The sequence below is a fragment of the Chloracidobacterium sp. genome (assembly GCA_016720705.1).
Lineage (GTDB): Bacteria > Acidobacteriota > Blastocatellia > Pyrinomonadales > Pyrinomonadaceae > OLB17.
The window spans coordinates 1,118,168-1,135,444 of record JADKKB010000007.1; the positions used below are offsets into that span (position 1 = coordinate 1,118,168).

General features: G+C 53.2%; 10 protein-coding genes. 1 reads left to right on the plus strand and 9 read right to left on the minus strand.

The genetic code is table 11. The features are described from left to right. Positions 1–5 precede the first annotated feature (5 nt). Positions 6–2,522, minus strand: coding sequence for a polysaccharide biosynthesis tyrosine autokinase (locus IPQ00_12280; protein ID MBL0241335.1), 2,517 nt, complete (start codon positions 2,520–2,522; stop codon positions 6–8). 205 nt (positions 2,523–2,727) lie between these two features. On the opposite strand from IPQ00_12280, the gene IPQ00_12285 reads away from it, so the two are divergent. Then, entirely contained in the window at positions 2,728–6,450 is a 3,723-nt protein-coding gene (locus IPQ00_12285) for an FAD-dependent oxidoreductase (GenBank protein ID MBL0241336.1), read from the plus strand. Positions 6,451–6,460: 10 nt separating this feature from the next. Here the strand turns inward: IPQ00_12285 and IPQ00_12290 are convergent, their stop codons facing one another. The 8 genes from IPQ00_12290 to IPQ00_12325 form a co-directional block, all read right to left on the minus strand. Continuing rightward, positions 6,461–7,144, minus strand: coding sequence for a class I SAM-dependent methyltransferase (locus tag IPQ00_12290; protein ID MBL0241337.1), 684 nt, complete (start codon positions 7,142–7,144; stop codon positions 6,461–6,463). Positions 7,145–7,176: 32 nt separating this feature from the next. After that, complete coding sequence (locus tag IPQ00_12295; GenBank protein MBL0241338.1) at positions 7,177–8,379, minus strand: hypothetical protein; 1,203 nt, start codon at positions 8,377–8,379, stop codon at positions 7,177–7,179. Between the two features lie 275 nt (positions 8,380–8,654). Next, complete coding sequence (locus IPQ00_12300; protein MBL0241339.1) at positions 8,655–9,857, minus strand: hypothetical protein; 1,203 nt, start codon at positions 9,855–9,857, stop codon at positions 8,655–8,657. 174 nt (positions 9,858–10,031) lie between these two features. Continuing rightward, a complete protein-coding gene (locus IPQ00_12305; protein ID MBL0241340.1) occupies positions 10,032–11,051 on the minus strand; it encodes an asparaginase in 1,020 nt (339 codons plus the stop codon). 8 nt (positions 11,052–11,059) lie between these two features. Continuing rightward, the gene (gene recN / locus IPQ00_12310) at positions 11,060–12,751 is read right to left on the minus strand and encodes a DNA repair protein RecN (GenBank protein MBL0241341.1); all 1,692 of its coding nucleotides are present in this window, start codon (positions 12,749–12,751) and stop codon (positions 11,060–11,062) included. A gap of 8 nt (positions 12,752–12,759) precedes the next feature. Further along, entirely contained in the window at positions 12,760–14,004 is a 1,245-nt protein-coding gene (locus IPQ00_12315) for a peptidase M14 (GenBank protein ID MBL0241342.1), read from the minus strand. Positions 14,005–14,138: 134 nt separating this feature from the next. After that, positions 14,139–16,100, minus strand: a complete 1,962-nt coding sequence (locus IPQ00_12320; GenBank protein MBL0241343.1) for a glycogen debranching enzyme family protein — start codon at positions 16,098–16,100, stop codon at positions 14,139–14,141. A gap of 35 nt (positions 16,101–16,135) precedes the next feature. Continuing rightward, positions 16,136–17,248, minus strand: coding sequence for a glycosyltransferase family 4 protein (locus IPQ00_12325; GenBank protein MBL0241344.1), 1,113 nt, complete (start codon positions 17,246–17,248; stop codon positions 16,136–16,138). Between the last annotated feature and the right edge of the window lie 29 nt (positions 17,249–17,277).

Here is a 17,277-nt window from a genome sequence, read left to right on the forward strand (position 1 = left end):
ATAGATCAATCGTCAGCGTTCTGCTTTGCGGTGTCTTCCATCAAGGGCGTTTCGTCGGTTTCGCTACGGCGATAATAGTCGTAGTAACCGTTGCCGTAATAATCGTATTCCATCGAGCCGGACTTGATGCCGTTAAGCACAACCCCATAGATCCTCGCTCCAATGTTACCGAGACGCTGCTTGAACTGACGCATCAGATGGATCGAACTTCGTCCCGCCATCGCAACCAAAACCACACCGTCTACCAGCGTCGAAAGGATCGCGGCATCGGTGAATGAGATCGCCGGCGGCGAATCGATAACAACGTGCTTGAATCTGCCCTTGAGAAACTGGATCAGATTCTTCATCTCATTAGAACTCAGCAATTCGGCCGGATTTGGCGGTATCGGACCGCTCGTAATTATTTTAAGCCTGGGCAAACCGGGAGCTGATTTGATCAGGTTTTCGGTTGATTTCTCACCGGAGAGATAGTTAGTCAGTCCCTGATTGTTATCCAGGCCGAAATGGCTGTGCAATCGCGGCCGACGGAGATCGCAGTCAATGATAATCACATCGACATCCGATTGTGCCAGCGTGATCGCGGTGTTGATCGCTGTTGTGGTCTTACCCTCAGACGGTTGCGAAGACGTCACAAGGATCGTCTGCGGCGGTTTGCCGGCCGATGAAAACAGTAACGATGTTCGCAAATGCCGATATGCTTCGGCAGTCGGCGAATTGCGCTCTTCGAGCGTAATGAGCGCGGCCTGAGGCGAAATTGATTCGTCATTGCGCGCTCCCAATCCAGGCAGTGGGATCCTTCGCTTTTCGCCCTGCGAGTGATGCGGGATCAACGCCAATGTCGGCAATCCAAGGCTTCGGCTGACGTCATCAGATGTTTTGACCGAATCGTCGAGGTAGTCGAGCAAGAATGCCAGTCCAATGCCCGCGGCAAGTGAGACAAGCAACGCAACCAGAATGTTTCTGGTACGATTGGGCCCGACCAGGCCGCCCGGCGAAACAGCACGGTTTGATATCTTGATATTGTTCGGCTTGCCGCCGGCAATCGCCAGTTCTTGTTCTTTCTGCCTCTGAGTATAGGTATCGAGTAAGCTTCGGTTTGTTTCGATCTCGCGCTTTTTCGTTATAAGTCGTGTCTCGGCCTGGCCCTCGAAATTAGCATCTTCGGCGGCCTTCATATAGGCTCCGCGTGCCCGATCCTCGCGTTGGCGTGCCGCGTCAAACTGAGCCTTGAGCGTTGCCAGCACCTCACGCTCGGCATCTTTGACCAGTTTCGTTCCCTCGTTCTTGATCTTATCGGTTACTTCCTTTTGAACTCGTTCTCGCTGCAGTTTCAACTCTCCGATCTCAGCGTCGACCGCCTTGACCGAGCTAAATTCTTCAGTATATTTGGCAAGCAATTCCTTACGTCGCTGCGCTTTTTCGTCGATCTTCTTGTCGATATCTTCGATCCGCTTTTCGAGATCAGCCTGTCGCTTCAGATTTTGGCTTCGGGCATCTTGGAGAGCCTTGTTATCGCCAACGACCGATAAAATATCTCCCTTTTGGCCAGCCGTTACGGCAGCCGAATACAATGCCTGGATCTTGCCGGTCTCGGATAGAGCATCATTGTACTGAGCCTGAAGGGTTTGAAGATTCCCGGCACGAAGCTCGCCGCCCTTTTCCTGTAGCGGGAGGTCGCTCGAGCGCATTTCGTCAATATACTCACTTTCTTGCCGGGCGATCGTGTTTTTTAGATCTTCGATGGACTTAGTCAGCTCATCATAGGCAGTTTGAGCACCTTCGAGTTCGCGCTTTGCGTCTTCCTCAATAAAGATCTCGGCCAGCTTATCAGCGACCTTTGCAACAAGTACGGGGTTTTCATTCTGTACCGAGACGGTCACCAGATTGGTATCCGTCAATCGGTCGACCTTTAGTCGAGCACCTGTAAGATTAGCGACATAACGGGCCGCAAGGGCGTCCTCTTCAGGCGTTAGTATGATCTTGCCGGATGCCGGCTGAGTGGTCGAATCAGAAATTATCGGTAATGCAGCTTCAGCATCCGCCTTTTTAGGATCGCCGGAAAATATTGACCGAATGCCGGCCAAGAATCCGCGATTTTCGTCGCCAAGTAATTTGGCATCACGCTGCAGCCCTAGCGCGATTACCACCTTCTTCATCAGGTCCGGATTTTGGAGTAATTGAAGCTGGGTGTTGTAGTAATTTGAATCGTTGCCAAAATTGATATTGATGGCTTCTTTCTGTGTCACCTGAGGCTTTCGCGGCTCGATGATCATCTCAGTATTTGCCTGATAGATCGATGGCTGGCGAAATGAGTAGAACGACACCGCCGCCGTCACGATAATGGCTATCGCCACGATTATGGGCAGACGTTTTTTGACAATATTGAAGTATTGCCGGATCGATCGCTTATTCGCAAAAGATTCATCGTCATAATATGACGAGTAACTTGGCGGATAATCTTGATTACCTGCCTGCATCTCGACCGATTTTGGTAAAGGCGTCAGCCTTTGATCTTGCTCCATACAGCCGTCAAAACTAGTTCGCCTAACGGGACCGACCTGATCACTTAGCGAACTAGTTTTATACCATATTTACCGTTAATTATCATTAATATCAGCCGATCTTTGGTCTTGCCGCCGTCGGCAGTAGTGGAAGCGGTCAAGGCCAAGTGGTATATTATTCATTTAGCTTTACCTGCTCGATGCGAGCTGTGTGGACATAACTATGATGGAACTTAAATCGATCGAGTCGCGTGACTTCGTACTTGGCATTCCCGGTTTTAACTACTCAGATCTTTTTGACGCGGCGAGATTAAAGGACCTGGCGGATGCGTTCTACGCAGAGGTCGCTGACAAGGAACCGATACTTCACGACGCACTTTCGAAATATATCGCCACACACGGCCGAGGGATCGAGCGGCGCGTCGAATCAAAGATCTTGACCGATGCGGCACCGTACCTATCGAATTTTGTCGCGCGGCTATTTGGCATCAAGGAGGCGATGGCCGAGGTCGAATCTGCGGTTCTTGTCCAAAATCCCGTTTGGCAGTACAAGTTTTTTGTCCAAAGGCGTGCTACCAAGGCGTTCAAGGCCGATGCTGTCGGCCAATTCAACGAAGCCGAACTCTGGGAAGCGGTGCTCGAACTAAGGAATAACGCCTTTGACCAAACGATGGTGCGCGACGAGGAGCTGTCGATAGCGACGATGACCGCACTTTTGGTAAAGGCCGAAGAGGCCCTGACGAAAGAGACTGAGCTCGACCCGGAAACAAAACGAACGATAGAAAACGTCCATTCTGCCTTTAATAAACTCGGCGACAAGGCATTCGGCAAACTATTTTCCGCATTTATACTCGAGATCGACAGCACCGGCGATCTGCTGACGATTAAGGCCGCCCTCCGACTGATCGAGGCGTGGTCGGCATCTGCATTCTTCAACAAATCAAAGAAATGGCACAGTTTCAAGACGCCGCATCCACTCGACTACCAGAGCCTCGTCCATCTGATCCACCCGGATCCAGAGCTGCACAATATTATGCGGGGCGAGGAATCCCAGATGCGGCGACGTGATGGATTTAAGCTGACCGATGACCGCGGGGAGATGCGGGACGCTCTGTATGAGATCGATTACTGTATGATCTGCCACGAGCGTGGGAAAGATGCGTGCTCGACCGGCCTTCGCGAAGCGGACGGCACCGCAAAGCGCAATCCGCTCGGCATCAAGACCGAAGGCTGCCCGCTCGAGGAGCGCATCTCCGAGATGCATATGCTCAAAAAGCAGGGTGACCCTATCGGTTCGCTTGCGATTATTGCGATCGATAATCCGATGTGCGCCGGCACGGGGCACCGAATCTGCAATGACTGTATGAAGGGCTGCATTTTTCAAAAGCAGGACCCTGTAAATATACCGCTTGCCGAAACTGCGTCGTTGACCGATGTTCTAAAGTTGCCTTACGGATTTGAGATTTACAGTCTGTTGACCCGTTGGAATCCGTTGAATGCAAAACGGCCTTACGCTCTTCCCTACAATGGCAAAAACGTGATGGTCGTCGGTCTCGGGCCGGCAGGTTACACGCTCTCGCACTACCTACTTAATGAAGGGTTTGGCGTCATCGGATTGGACGGACTGAAGATCGAACCGCTCCCGACCGATTGGACCGGCGACTGCGGACGCTCCGTCCCTAAGGCAATAAAAGACATCGGCGAAGTGACCGAAGAACTCGATGAGCGTATCCTTTCGGGGTTTGGCGGAGTTTCTGAATACGGCATAACGGTACGCTGGGACAAGAACTTTTTGACGATGATCCAGCTAATGTTGACTCGCCGCAAGCGTTTTCGCGCTTATGGCGGGGTTCGATTTGGCGGAACTCTGACCATCGAGGACGCGTGGGATTTCGGATTTGACCATATCGCGATCGCGACCGGTGCAGGACGCCCGACGATCGTACCGATGAAGAATAACCTCATTCGCGGGATCCGGCAGGCCTCGGATTTCCTGATGTCCCTGCAACTTACCGGCGCGTTCAAGAAAGACACGCTTTCGAATCTGCAGGTCAGGTTGCCGGCCGTCGTTATCGGCGGCGGACTCACCGGCGTCGACACGGCAACGGAAATATTTGCCTATTATCCGGTGCAAGTCGAAAAAATGCTCGGTAAATTTGAACAGGTTGTCGAGGAATTTGGCGAGGAACGTGCTCTGGCGGTTTTCGACAACGAGGAACTCGCGACGTTTAAGGAGTTTTTGGCGCACGGTGCCGCGATCCGGGCCGAACGGGCCAGAGCGGCGGCGGCGGGCGAAGCCCCCAATTTCGTACCGCTTGTTCAGTCCTGGGGCGGCGTTTCGCTTGTGTATCGCAAACGCCTACAGGATTCGCCGGCGTATCGGCTTAATCACGAAGAGGTGCAGAAGGCTCTCGAAGAGGGTATAAACATTGTCGAATGTATGAGCCCGACCGAGGCCGTGCCGGATGAGTTCGGTGCCGTAAAGGCGATCGTTTTTGAAAGCCTTAACTACATCCCGGAAACCGGTAAATTCGAAAACAGCGGTGAGATGCACGAGTTTCCGGCCAGAACCGTATGCGTCGCCGCAGGAACCTCGCCGAACGTGATCTACGAAAAGGAAAAGCCGGGCACCTTTAAGATGGATGAATGGCGGCAATTCTTTCAGCCGTTTAAGATCGAGCGCGGCGCCGACGGCAAATTGCACCCGGTCGAGGCCGCAAAGGGCGAAACCGGATTTTTCACTTCATACGAGCACGAAGGCAAGTTTATAAGCTATTACGGAGATAACCATCCAAAATATGCCGGCAACGTCGTCAAAGCGATGGCATCGGCAAAACACGGCTATGAAAGGGTCGCCGAGATCTTCGCTGATGAGTTTGCGACAGACACCGTACTGCAACAGAGTGAACGTGACCGCATCTTTGACGATCTGACCGCCAAACTCGACGAGCAACTTCGAGCATATGTGGTCAAGGTCGAGCGCCTGACCCCGACCATCGTCGACGTCGTTGTAAAGGCACCGCTCCAGGCACGCAAATTCGAGCCAGGCCAGTTTTATCGCCTGCAGAATTTTGAAACAACCGCGCCCGTCATTGACGGCAAACGCCTGATGATGGAGGGCCTTGCTCTTACAGGCGCGTGGGTAGATGAAGAGAAAGGCTTGTTGTCGATGATCGTCCTCGAAATGGGAACATCGTCGCGGATGTGCCAATTGCTCAAAGAAGGCGAGGAAGTCCTCGTAATGGGCCCCACCGGTACGCCGACCGAGATCACCGAAAACGAAACCGTTCTACTGGCAGGCGGCGGATTGGGAAATGCAGTTCTCTTTTCGATCGCCCGTGCCCTACGCGAAAAGAACAATCGCGTCATCTATTTTGCGGGCTATAAGAACGGCGCGGACCTTTTCAAGCGCGAAGAGATCGAAAACGCTACCGATCAGATCATTTGGGCAACCGACTCGGGTAACGAGATCACTGCTAATCGTCCCCAGGACGCACATTACCGCGGAAATATCGTTGAGGCAATGATCGCCTACTCTGAAGGAAAACTGGGGCATCAAAGTGTCGACCTAAAGAAAGTAGATCGCATCATCGCTATCGGTTCGGATCGAATGATGAACGGCGTGCGAGAGGCTCGGCACACGACACTCAAACCGTATCTCAACGAACACCACACGGCCATCGGATCGATCAACTCACCGATGCAATGTATGATGAAAGAGGTCTGTGCCCAATGTTTGCAGCGTCACGTAAATCCGCATACGGGCGAAGAATTCTTTGTATTCTCGTGCTTTAATCAGGATCAGCACCTTGATTTTGTTGACTTTAAGAATCTAAACGATCGGCTTAGGGCGAACAGCATACAGGAAAAACTAACCAATATGTGGCTCGATCGGACGTTTGGCAGAGATGATTTTAAGGCTCGCTTCGGTGTCGCCCAAGCTAAATAGGCCGGCTCTATCAGATCTTTCTAATAACGAATGCCGGCGTGCCGGCATTTGTTCGTTTCTGCGGACGCTCAATGGTGAGGCCGTGCCTCGGCAGTTCACGGCGAAGCATCCATTCGGTCTGATACGATTCGTGCAGAGGCTTAAATCGCGGTTGACGTCCACAAATATGGTACGCAGTCCCCGCGATCAGCACTCGTATACCGTGTATCACCGGAGCCAAACCGTCACCCTTTAACCCTCGTGCGATCTCACCAAGATAAAAGCGCGGATGATGTATCTTGAGTAGCAATATACCGTCCGGCCGCATCACCCGCGACATTTCCGAGATTGCCCGCGCATTGTCCATATAGGGCAATGCAAGTCCACAATTTACCAGGTCGAAACTCTCGTCCTCGAACGGCAGCGATTCGGCCATTGACCGTACGAATGAGATACGTGCTTCGGGAAACTTCTCGAGGTAGATCTCCCGGCCGATCCGCAAACTTTCTTCGCTGACGTCGACACCAACCCCCATTATCCCATCGGCAACCGCAAGCGGATAAAGAGCTTGCCCGATACCGCAACCGATGTCTAGCACTCTCGACACCTTGAGATCGCCGACCTCGCTCCGAATATCATCGGTGTCCCCGGCCGCGGCGAGCGTGCGCAAAAAATTGGTTTTGGTCGCAGCGTAATACTGTTCGTCTTCGATCATAGAACAATAGTAAGGTTATCATGGCCGCGATATCATTTTTTTTCCATCGGTCCCACGAGGCGCAATTTCCACTCGATCTTGGTATTACCGTCAGCCAACGTCTGCTGACCGGACAGGGAAGTCCGATTTTTCGCTTCGATCTTGCCGGTTGCTTCAAAGCCGGTTGCCGAAAGTTCACCTTCGTCCAAATTCTTTGCTTCCGATGTCGGAGGCGGCGGAGCCTCGCCGCAGTTGGCAAGTTGGCTCTTGAATTCCACTTTGCCCAACATTGTGCCCTTCGGAGCGTTGACCCTGATGGTGTAGGCTTCGTCACGATCAAACACGATGAAGACCGGCATAATGCCCCTGCCTTCTCCGATCTTCGTCGTGATCTCCTCTTCCGCCTCGCTGAAATCCTTCCAGAACGTGCTCTTTCCGGGGAGGCGGCACCTTTGCTGCCCGCTGGATTTCGAGATCCTGGTGTAGAAGTATCGGACCCGGTGTGAGACGTTCGCGGTCGGCGAAGTGACCGATTTGCCTTCGATCGGAGGACGCAGCGTCGCCTTGATGATCGTCGTCATCTTCGTCGTTGCCGTTAATTCCCTTGTGACATTTCGCCTGCCTTCATAAGCCCGCCCATCGTCCGTCTTCTGCTTGGTCTCTTCTTTTGAATAGTAATAGACGATCGTTCCGACCCAATGCGGCTTGCACGTTTTCGTAGTGTACGGGGCGATCGAACGTGCGAGTTTGTCAGCGATCTCTTGTTCGGACCCGCTGCCGCCCGATTCGCGAGCGATGCTCGTTGCGGTTTTCATATTGATCGCGAACGCAGAATAGATGACCGAACCGTTTGGACCGGGAAGTGCTTTTACCGACATCGCCAGATCTGAGTCGATCTGATCGGCGATAGCTTTCAAAGCCTCACTCGAATCGCCGCCTTCCCACCCTACGCGGTCGCGTTCGTCCTGAAGAGCATCCTCTATAACCTGGTCATTGGTCGTTTCAAGGCACGGATTTTCCCGAATCAACGCGGATTCGATCGCGTTCCTGAGGCTGGACGTAGCGTTCGCTCCACCGTTAACTGCGCTGGTTGAGTCGCGTATGACGATCGATGACGCCTTCTGTGAGAGTCCTTCCGCCGCAAAAGGCACGGCGATAAATAGCATCGCGAGGATGAGCGACGCGGTTGTTTTCCAAATGCCGTTCTTGCCGTTTTGCATTTCACGCCTGCAAATACTAAGAGTCGTGATCTTCATTGCTTTGGTACTCCTTGGCGAAGGCGAAACCGGCGATTAATGAAGTCGGCACACCGTTTGGGTGAATAAGCCTTGCCAGAACATTATGAACCCATTTATTCCAAATTTCAGCAATAGAAATGCCAGGAATCCAATAATCCTCTGGGTGGAAAGATGCAGATCTGTCGGCGGTCGTTTAGAAAGATCGCGCGATATCAGCGTCAATCTGACCAATGTGGCCTCCGCGGCGGTTCTTGACCGGCATAGGTGACAAGTCGGACAGATCACAGCGTCTGTCACTTCCCCTTCGGCTTTACAAGTCTCAGGTTCCAGCTGATCTTTGTACGTCCGTCCGCCGAAGTTTGGCTACCGGAAAGCGAATCGGGTTTTGCCGACTTTGATATTCCCTCCGCATCAAAGCTGGTAGCCTGCAATTTCCCCTCGGGCATACCTTGAGCATCCGTCACAGGCGGCGGAGCGTCGGAGGTGCAGGTCGAGCTGCTGCGTGAAGTCTCGATCTTGCCATACAGGGTGCCGCCCGGGGCCGTCACCTTGATGCTATAACTCCCGTCGCCATCGATCGAGATAGAGACCGGCATCACATCCGTGCCCTGGCCAAGTTGGGTGACAGTCTCGGAATATTCGTCGCTGAATCCCTTAAAGAAAGGGTTCCTTCCGGGCAGTCGACAGCGTTCCTCGCCGTTGGAGCTTGATCTCTTTTCAAATATTGATTGAACCCTATGCATTACGCGGGCGTTCGGCGAGTTGACCGATCTGCTGCCGCCCGAAGGAGGTTTTTGCAGAGTTGCCTTGATGGTCGTGGTCATCATCGAAGTTTGGTTAATTGTGCGTTTCACATTTCTTCTGGTCGCGTGGGTCGCACCACCGTCGGTAGTCTGCTTGGACTCATTAAATGTGTATGAATATATGACCGTTCCGACCCAATGGGGCTTACAATCATCCGCCAGTTGCGGGCCGAGCGATCGCACAAGTTTCTCAGCCATCTGTTTGGCTGATCCGTCACCCCCTGTTTCGCGAGCGACTGTCCGCGCGGTCTTCGTGTCCATTACCGAAGCCGAGTAGACCTTGCCGCCACCTACCGACATTGCCCCGACGGTCATCACCATACTCGCACCCATCCTGTCGCCGAGATTCTTAAGGGCTTCGTTCGAATCGCCGCCCTCCAGGAGTTCGCGTTCCCTCTCATCCTGGATCGTATCCCGAATGTCCTGGTCGTCCATCGTTTCGACGCACGGTTTTTCTCTCGCTAAGGCCGACGCGAATTCGCTCCGAAACGATGATGTTGAGCTTTCGCCGCCATTCGCCGCCGTGGTGGTATCGTGAATAACTATGGATGACGCCCCCTGTGAGACAGCTTCTGCGGCAAATGGGGCGGCGATAAGCGATAACGCGAGGACGAGCGGCGCGGTTGATTTCCAAAAGCAGTCTTGGCCGTTTTGCCATGCGAGCCTGCAAATATTACGAGTCGTGATCTTCATTGCTCTGGTACTCCTTGGAGAAGGCGAAACCGGCAATTAGCGAAGTCGGCACACCTTTGGGTGAATCAACCTTCCCAGAACATTATGAACCCATTTAATGCAATTTTCAGCACTGGATAAGCCATTGAGCAGATAAATATGACGCGCGAAAGACAGGGGATTTCCGTCGACCGTCTAGAAAAATCTCGCGATATCTGCGTTTATTTGACCAACATCGTCTCCGCGGCGGTTTTTGACGGGCATCGGTGAGAGATCCGGCAGGCCATCAGATGGTAAGAAACCTAATTGCCGAAGTATCTCGACCACCACAACGGGGCGGGAAAGGTAATCGTCCCCATCCTCTATCTTGAGAGCGACCGCAAGACCGGCGGGCCATCTGTCTGACGGCAAAACGCCGGAGAGCCAGACGCCGTCGGCACCGACCTTACAGATGAGGCGTCCGTCAGTAGCCTTCATAATTATTGTGTCGAGACGACCGGTGCCGCCGATGAGCTCTGGGAATCTGAGCATTGCAGAGACGATACGTTTGCAAGCCCCGGCAGTCTTTTCGCCGAGTGACGCTGGCGGCGATAGCAGATTGATGAAGCTTTTCGCCATTGCAGCGATCGGCACGGCAAAATTTGGTACCGCGCATCCGTCAATACCGACCGCTATTTGATCGGCGGGCATCTCGGTAAATTGGGCAACGCAATTGAGGATAGCGACTTGGACCAGATTTTCAGGTGACTCATAGGTCGCGGCGTCAGCACCGATATGTTTGGCAAAGGCGAGCATCGATGCGTGTTTGCCCGAGCAGTTGTTGTGAAGTTGGGTCGGCCGCTCGCCGACGGCGATCATCCGGTGGGCCTCGGCTTCGTTAAACGGCAGATGGGCACCGCAGCGGAGGTCAGATTCGGTGAATCCCGCCTTCGAGAGCATACGCTCCGCGGTTGCAACGTGGATCCGCTCGCCCGAGTGTGACGCGACCGCGAGAGCGATCTCATCCTCGGTAAAACCAAACCGATCCGCCGCACCGCTTGCGATAAACGGTATTGCCTGCAATGACTTGCACGACGAACGAAAATACGTCACCGCCGACGCGTCGCCGGCAGATGCGATCGTACGGCCGTCGCCATCGAGAACAATAAAGTGGCCCCGATGGATAGACTCGACGGTTTCGCCGCGGATCACATTTGCCAAAATTACAGGATCCATAGTTATTACTAGGCCGACCCGGCGAGCATCGTTCGGGCATTTTCGCGGGCGGCATCGGTGATGTGTTCGCCGGCTAGCATTCGGGCGATCTCCTCGATTTTTTCTTCGCGGCTAAGTTCGCGTACGGTGACAGAGGTGCTCCTGCCCGAGACGTCCTTTTCAACTACGAAATGGCGGTCAGCCATCGACGCGATCTGGGGCTGATGTGTGACACATAAGACCTGCGATGTACTCGACAGATCCTTTAGCTTTCGCCCGACCGCCTCGGCCACGCGCCCTCCTATGCCGACGTCTATCTCATCAAATACGGCGGCTTTTTTCTGACCTCCGGATCGGACGGTCGTTTTGAGCACCAGCATCAATCGCGAAGCCTCGCCGCCGGAGGCAACCTTTGCGAGCGGCTTTGTCGGTTCTCCGGGATTGGCAGAAAAGTAAAATTCGACGGTGTCGTAACCATTAACTGAGAACCGTTGTTCGGCATCCGCTTGATCAGTTGCGGGAGCATCGATACGCACCTCAAATCGAGCTTTCTCGAGTGCTACTCCGGCCAAACTCGCCTCGACCGCTTTTTCGAAGGCCTTAGCAGCGACAACGCGCTTGTCGTGAAGCTTTTTGGCCGCGGTAATATAGTCACTTCGTCGATCGGCGAGTTCGCGTTCAAGTTCCTGTTCACGCAGTTCCGCTGTCTCGATATTACCCAACCGCCGCTCTGATTCGGCCAAATGTTCCAGGATGACCTCGATCGCATCGCCATACTTGCGCTTTATGCGGAATATCTCAGCCAAACGGCCCTCGATCTCGTTCAGGCGTTCCGGTGAAAAATCGAGCCGGTGACGAAAGTCTCGAGCAGCGATGGCGAGTTCCTCAACCACAGCCTGAGCCGACCTGAGACCTTCGTCAAACTCGCGGAAACTCGCATCATACTCTCCGAGTTCGGCTATCTTTCGGGCGGCCCTTTCCAGCGTGGAAACGGTCGAATGGTCGTTTTCATACAGTAGAGCATATGCCTCATCACTGAGATTCGACAGTTTTTCCGCATTCCCAACCCGGCGCTTTTCGTCCTCGAGTTCGGCATCCTCGCCCGGCTTCAGATCCGCCCGCTTGATCTCGTCCACCTGAAATCGAAGAACGTCAACAAGCTGCAGCTTTTCGGACTCATCCTTATGCAAACTCACGAGCTGAGCCCGAACATTTGCCCAAGAGCGAAATGCCGCCGCCGCCGTCTTGATCAAACCATCTGCGCCGGCAAACGTATCGAGCAGTCTGATGTGAGTTTCGACGTGGTAGAGTTCGGCTTGCTCGCCCTGGCCGTGAATGTCCACGAGGTAGCTGCCGATCCGCTTAAGGAAATTTTGCGTGACACTCTGATCGTTAACAAATATCCGGTTTTTGCCCGCGATCGAAAGGTCGCGGCGGACGATGATCTCTGCGTCCGGTTCGATATCGACGCCCGATTCTTCAAAGATCGTGGAAAGCTCCAGGTCTTGCTCAACCGTAAAATATCCCTCTATCTGTGCCGAGGTTTCACCCTGCTTGATGAGTTCGCTAGAAAGCCTGTCTCCGGTCAGAGCCCCCAGGCTGTCGACGATGATCGATTTTCCCGATCCGGTCTCGCCGGTAAGCAGATTGAGTCCCGGGCCGAACTCGATCTCGAGCCGGTCAATCAGGGCAATATTCTTGATCTTGAACAGTGTTAACACGTCAATCGCTACTTTTTAGGTATAAGCTCCGCGCCTTTGATAAATCTGCCGGCTGAAAAGATAGCATCGGGCGGAAATTTGAAAACCAGATCACTACTATTCCAATCAACAACTCGATCTGTCTTATAAAAATAAAATTCGCCAAGTTCACCGGGACGGACCTTTCCAAATCGCTGGTAAACATTAAAACCCGAAGCGTCGTATTCGTCGAGCCCGTGCAGAGTCCCGAGCGCTCCGACGGCCGATATTTTGGCCGACACCACAAAGCTCGCTCGCCGACGCTCCGCTATCACAGCTATGTCACCCACCGTTCGATCGCCGTGGTCGATGATGTTGGCCCTGCGAAACAGATAATTTACAATACCGCCGGAGCCGTTGCTCGGTAGCGATATGTACGCCGCCGGATCCTGCGTCTTCTCGCTACCCGTAACTATCGATTGGATCGCAGTTACAAAAGCGACGAAATTCATCTTAACCAGAAACATCTCGTCCCGGCCGTGGAGCGCTCCCGTTTCGATCAATATCACCGGCGTCCCCCACGCCGAAAAATTATCGCCAAAGGCGGTAGGTGCCCATTCATCGTCGTAACGCCCGATATGGCCCGGTATCAGTTGTTGTAGAGCTGTGGCCATCGCCGCCGCGACGCGTTGATTTCGTGCCTGGCCCTCATTTACGGTCTTTGCCTCATCACCAAACACCACCAAAAGTGAGATCGCCGCTTGCTTTGGCGTCCGGCCGACAGTCGTCAATGCCTGCTGATTATGTAGATTGAAGCCGATCGCCGGCGACCAATCATCACGAAGTTTCTTAAGCAACCGAGCCTCCGGTGTCCGCAAGTCGGCGGCATCGCGATTGACATCGATTCCCTGAAGATTACGCCGTTGGTAGGCCTCCGCACCGTCCGGATTAAGCATCGGCACGGCTCGTATCGTAACTGTTTCCTCGATCTTCTTGACCCAATCCTCTTGGCGATGCTTTTGGAAATACGACAGCATATCGACCAAGGCTGAGGTCGCCGTCGGTTCGTCGCCGTGCATCTGCGACCACATAAAGATCTTCAGAGGCCCGCGGCCAAACTCGACTTGGTATATCGACCTTTCCGCGTTGCTACGGCCTACCTCATCGACCTTGAGCCCGAGTTTTCGTAGATCGTCGAGATATATGAGGAGGTCCTTATGCCGAACATCGGAGGGGAAATACTTCGAAATATGCTCTTTCTCCCACATTTCGGCGAGTTCTTTCGGCGTCTGCAAAAGACATAGATGAACACAAGAGTACCATCAGCAGGACAAGAACATATTTACTCATAGCTTAGAAGATAAACCGCAATTGGACGTAACATCAAACATTACCGACAATTTGTTGCCCAACGGGATTAACCTGTTGCTTACGAATCAACATCGGCACCTCTATCCTTGTGACTCAGGATACGAAGGAGTTCGCCAACACTCCACGCCTGAGCAAAACAACCGCGAGGTGTGTATGGCCGCTCGGCGTCAAATATCTCTGATATCTGACCGATGCCTGCTGATGAAAGATGCTCTCTCAGCCCACTTGTGAACTCTTCTACACGATTCTCGCGTTCCGGATAAGCACGGCGATATGCATCGACAAACCCGCCTATCAGCCACGCCCAAACGGTTCCTTGATGATAGGCCGAGTCGCGCTTAACCGGGCTACCGCTATATTCCGGACAATAACGCGAGTCTTTGGGTGACAGCGACCTCAAGCCGAACGGCGTCAGGAGCTCAGATTCGACTTGGTCTACAACCAACCTGGCCCGCTCCCGGCTTAACATCGAATGGGTGAGTCCGGCGGCAAATATCTGATTAGGCCTGACCGATCCATCGCGCTCACTACGATCGACAACGTCGTATAAGCATTGTTCGCCGCGATTCCAAAAAACCGCATTGAAACTCTGTTCACACAACTCAGCCATCGAGGTGAAATGTCGATATTCGGCATCACGCTCAAAATCGAGAGCAAAGTCTGACATTATCCGTAGAGCGTTGTACCAGAGTGCCTGTATCTCGACCGGTTTGCCGATCCGCGGTGTGATTACGAGATCGCCGACCTTAGCATCCATCCACGTAAGCTGCGTTCCCGCCTCACCCGCGATCAGCAATCCGTCGGTATCTACACGAATGCCGTACCGAGTGCCGCGAAGGTGCCATTCGATGATATCGACGAGCTTGTCAAACAGTAGCTCGCGTACAAACTCACTATCGCCTGTCGACTCGACGTATGCTCGGATCGCCTCGAAATACCAGAGCGTTGCGTCAACCGTGTTGTAATCGGCAGTCTCACCCTCGTCCGGAAACCTGTTCGGGATCATTCCCTCGGAGATATGATTTGAGAATTCGAGCAATATCGCACGTCCGATCTCGGGCCGCCCCGTCGATAGCGTGAGGCCGGGCAGAGCTATCATCGTGTCGCGGCCCCAATCAGAAAACCAAGGGTAACCGGCGATGATCGAATGGCCGTTGCCTCGTTCTACAATAAACTGATCCGCTGCGAGCACCAGAGTTTTTTGAACTTCGCCCACCTTTCCGGCTGCCGCAATGATCTCGGTCTGCCGCGATAATTCTGCCTCTCGCAATGTCCGCGGATCTGCAGGAATTGCGTCGTCTGTCGAGGCGACCGCAAATGCCGTTGTACTGAGGTCAAATCGGAGCACGAACGGTTGAAACAGATCCTCGTGAAAATCGAACCCGCGTTCTTGTTCGACCGAATACTCAAAATTGCGATACCAGTAACTGCTTTCGTCCACCGCATTAGCGTTGTGGGCGATCGTGAGCGTCGGCTTGTCGGAATAGGGGCGAATGGCAACGCGGCCGTCTTCAATCAGATACTCGGCGTTAAAACTTGGGTCTTCGTGCTGAAGATGGTGGTAATCGACGAAAGAAAGTAGCGGCCGGACTTCGAGTTCGACCGTCGTAGATGCACCACCCGCGATCGCCCATTCGCAAACGGCCGTGTTGCTGCCGTGGACCATAAATAGCGTCTTTACGAGTTCAAGTCCGCCGACGGAATACGTCCAGGTTGGGAATGGTTCGATGCTAAACGAGCTTAGATTGAGATATCCCTGCGGCTCGATCACATTCGGATAGCGGTTGGCCGACAGTTCGTACCGTTGGCCGTCTATGACAAGTGTCTCTTCATATTTTGAAAGGACCGTGATCCGCCCCAATGGCGGATCGACCGCCGAGGTAAGAATGCTGTGATATCGACGGGTCGCGGCGCCCGATATAGTGCCGCAGGCAAAACCTCCGATTCCATTGGTCAGAAGCCATTCACGGCCGGTTGCCAGATCGTAGTCGCAACAGATATTTTTACCGAATGAGATCATCTATGCTCACCGACAATGCTTATAACCGTGAAACTCTACTTTGCTTTACGAGACTCAGCAGTCAGATCAAAATACAGCTTTTCTGTCAGATCCACCATTCTTTTTAGTGAGAATCTGTCTGCTGCAATTTCACGCAACTTTTCACCGCTGCTTTTCGCAAGCTCATCGTCATCTAGCATCGACCTGATCGCTACCGAAAGTGCGAGCGGATCGGCGATCGGTGTGAGACGGCCGACATTGCCGAGCAATTCTTTGGCTCCGTCCGTCGCTGTGGCGACGACGGCCTTTCCGCGAGTCATCGCCTCGAGCAATGCCAACCCAAAACTCTCAGAATGCGACGGCGAAACAAACAGATCGATCGCCGCGAAGAACGGTGAGGTGTCGTCCAGCCAATCCAACCACAAGAATCGGCTTTCGAGCCCAAAAACTTTGACCAACCGTCTTAATTCTCGCCTAAATCGCCTGTCCGCAGTATTGTCCTTTCCTGCGATCACAAAGTACGCCCGCTCGTCCGTCTTGGCGATCTCATTGGCCGCCAGCACCAGATCTCGCTGTCCCTTTAGCGGTTTAAGTTCGCCCATCGTACCAATGAGCTTGGCATCCGCCGGTATCTTATGAAAAGCACGAAATTCTCTGCCAAGACGTTCACTGTCTGCGAGGTCGGGGATGCGGAGTCCATTATTGATAACAGCCACCTTTTCGGACGGAAATATCTTTTCCAGTTGGCCCCGGACCGCCGGCGACACCGCGATCGCCTTATCGACATTATTGAGGGCAAATCGATGAAACGGCTTGAGCGAAAACATTACGTGACGGGTCAATACAAACCGGGTTTCCTTTGAGATGCGGCACGCCACGCCGGCCGCCAGATAGTCGCGGGCAACGTGAGCGTGGATGATATCGATCTTCTTTTCATTGAGAAACCGGCCGATCCGCTTGGCACTGAACATCCCGAATGAATTGCGGATCGACACGTGTAAAAAATTATCCTGCGGCACAAAGTCGAGACTGCTCTCCCATTCATTGGTCGGCCGAAGTGCAACAAAGACATCGTGTCCTCGGTCCTGAAGGCCGCGGCACAGATCTACCATATGCCGCTCACCGCCGCCGAATGTTTTTGCCGATGATATTTGCAGGATACGCATCATCAAAAGAGTACACGGATAAAATGATAAAA

What these genes read in the sequence shown, in the direction of transcription:
- IPQ00_12280 (MBL0241335.1), bottom strand. Translation starts at nt 2,522, where the DNA reads ATGGAGCAAGATCAAAGGCTGACGCCTTTACCAAAATCGGTCGAGATG.
- IPQ00_12285 (MBL0241336.1), top strand. Translation starts at nt 2,728, where the DNA reads ATGGAACTTAAATCGATCGAGTCGCGTGACTTCGTACTTGGCATTCCC.
- IPQ00_12290 (MBL0241337.1), bottom strand. Translation starts at nt 7,144, where the DNA reads ATGATCGAAGACGAACAGTATTACGCTGCGACCAAAACCAATTTTTTG.
- IPQ00_12295 (MBL0241338.1), bottom strand. Translation starts at nt 8,379, where the DNA reads ATGAAGATCACGACTCTTAGTATTTGCAGGCGTGAAATGCAAAACGGC.
- IPQ00_12300 (MBL0241339.1), bottom strand. Translation starts at nt 9,857, where the DNA reads ATGAAGATCACGACTCGTAATATTTGCAGGCTCGCATGGCAAAACGGC.
- IPQ00_12305 (MBL0241340.1), bottom strand. Translation starts at nt 11,051, where the DNA reads ATGGATCCTGTAATTTTGGCAAATGTGATCCGCGGCGAAACCGTCGAG.
- IPQ00_12320 (MBL0241343.1), bottom strand. Translation starts at nt 16,100, where the DNA reads ATGATCTCATTCGGTAAAAATATCTGTTGCGACTACGATCTGGCAACC.
- IPQ00_12325 (MBL0241344.1), bottom strand. Translation starts at nt 17,248, where the DNA reads ATGATGCGTATCCTGCAAATATCATCGGCAAAAACATTCGGCGGCGGT.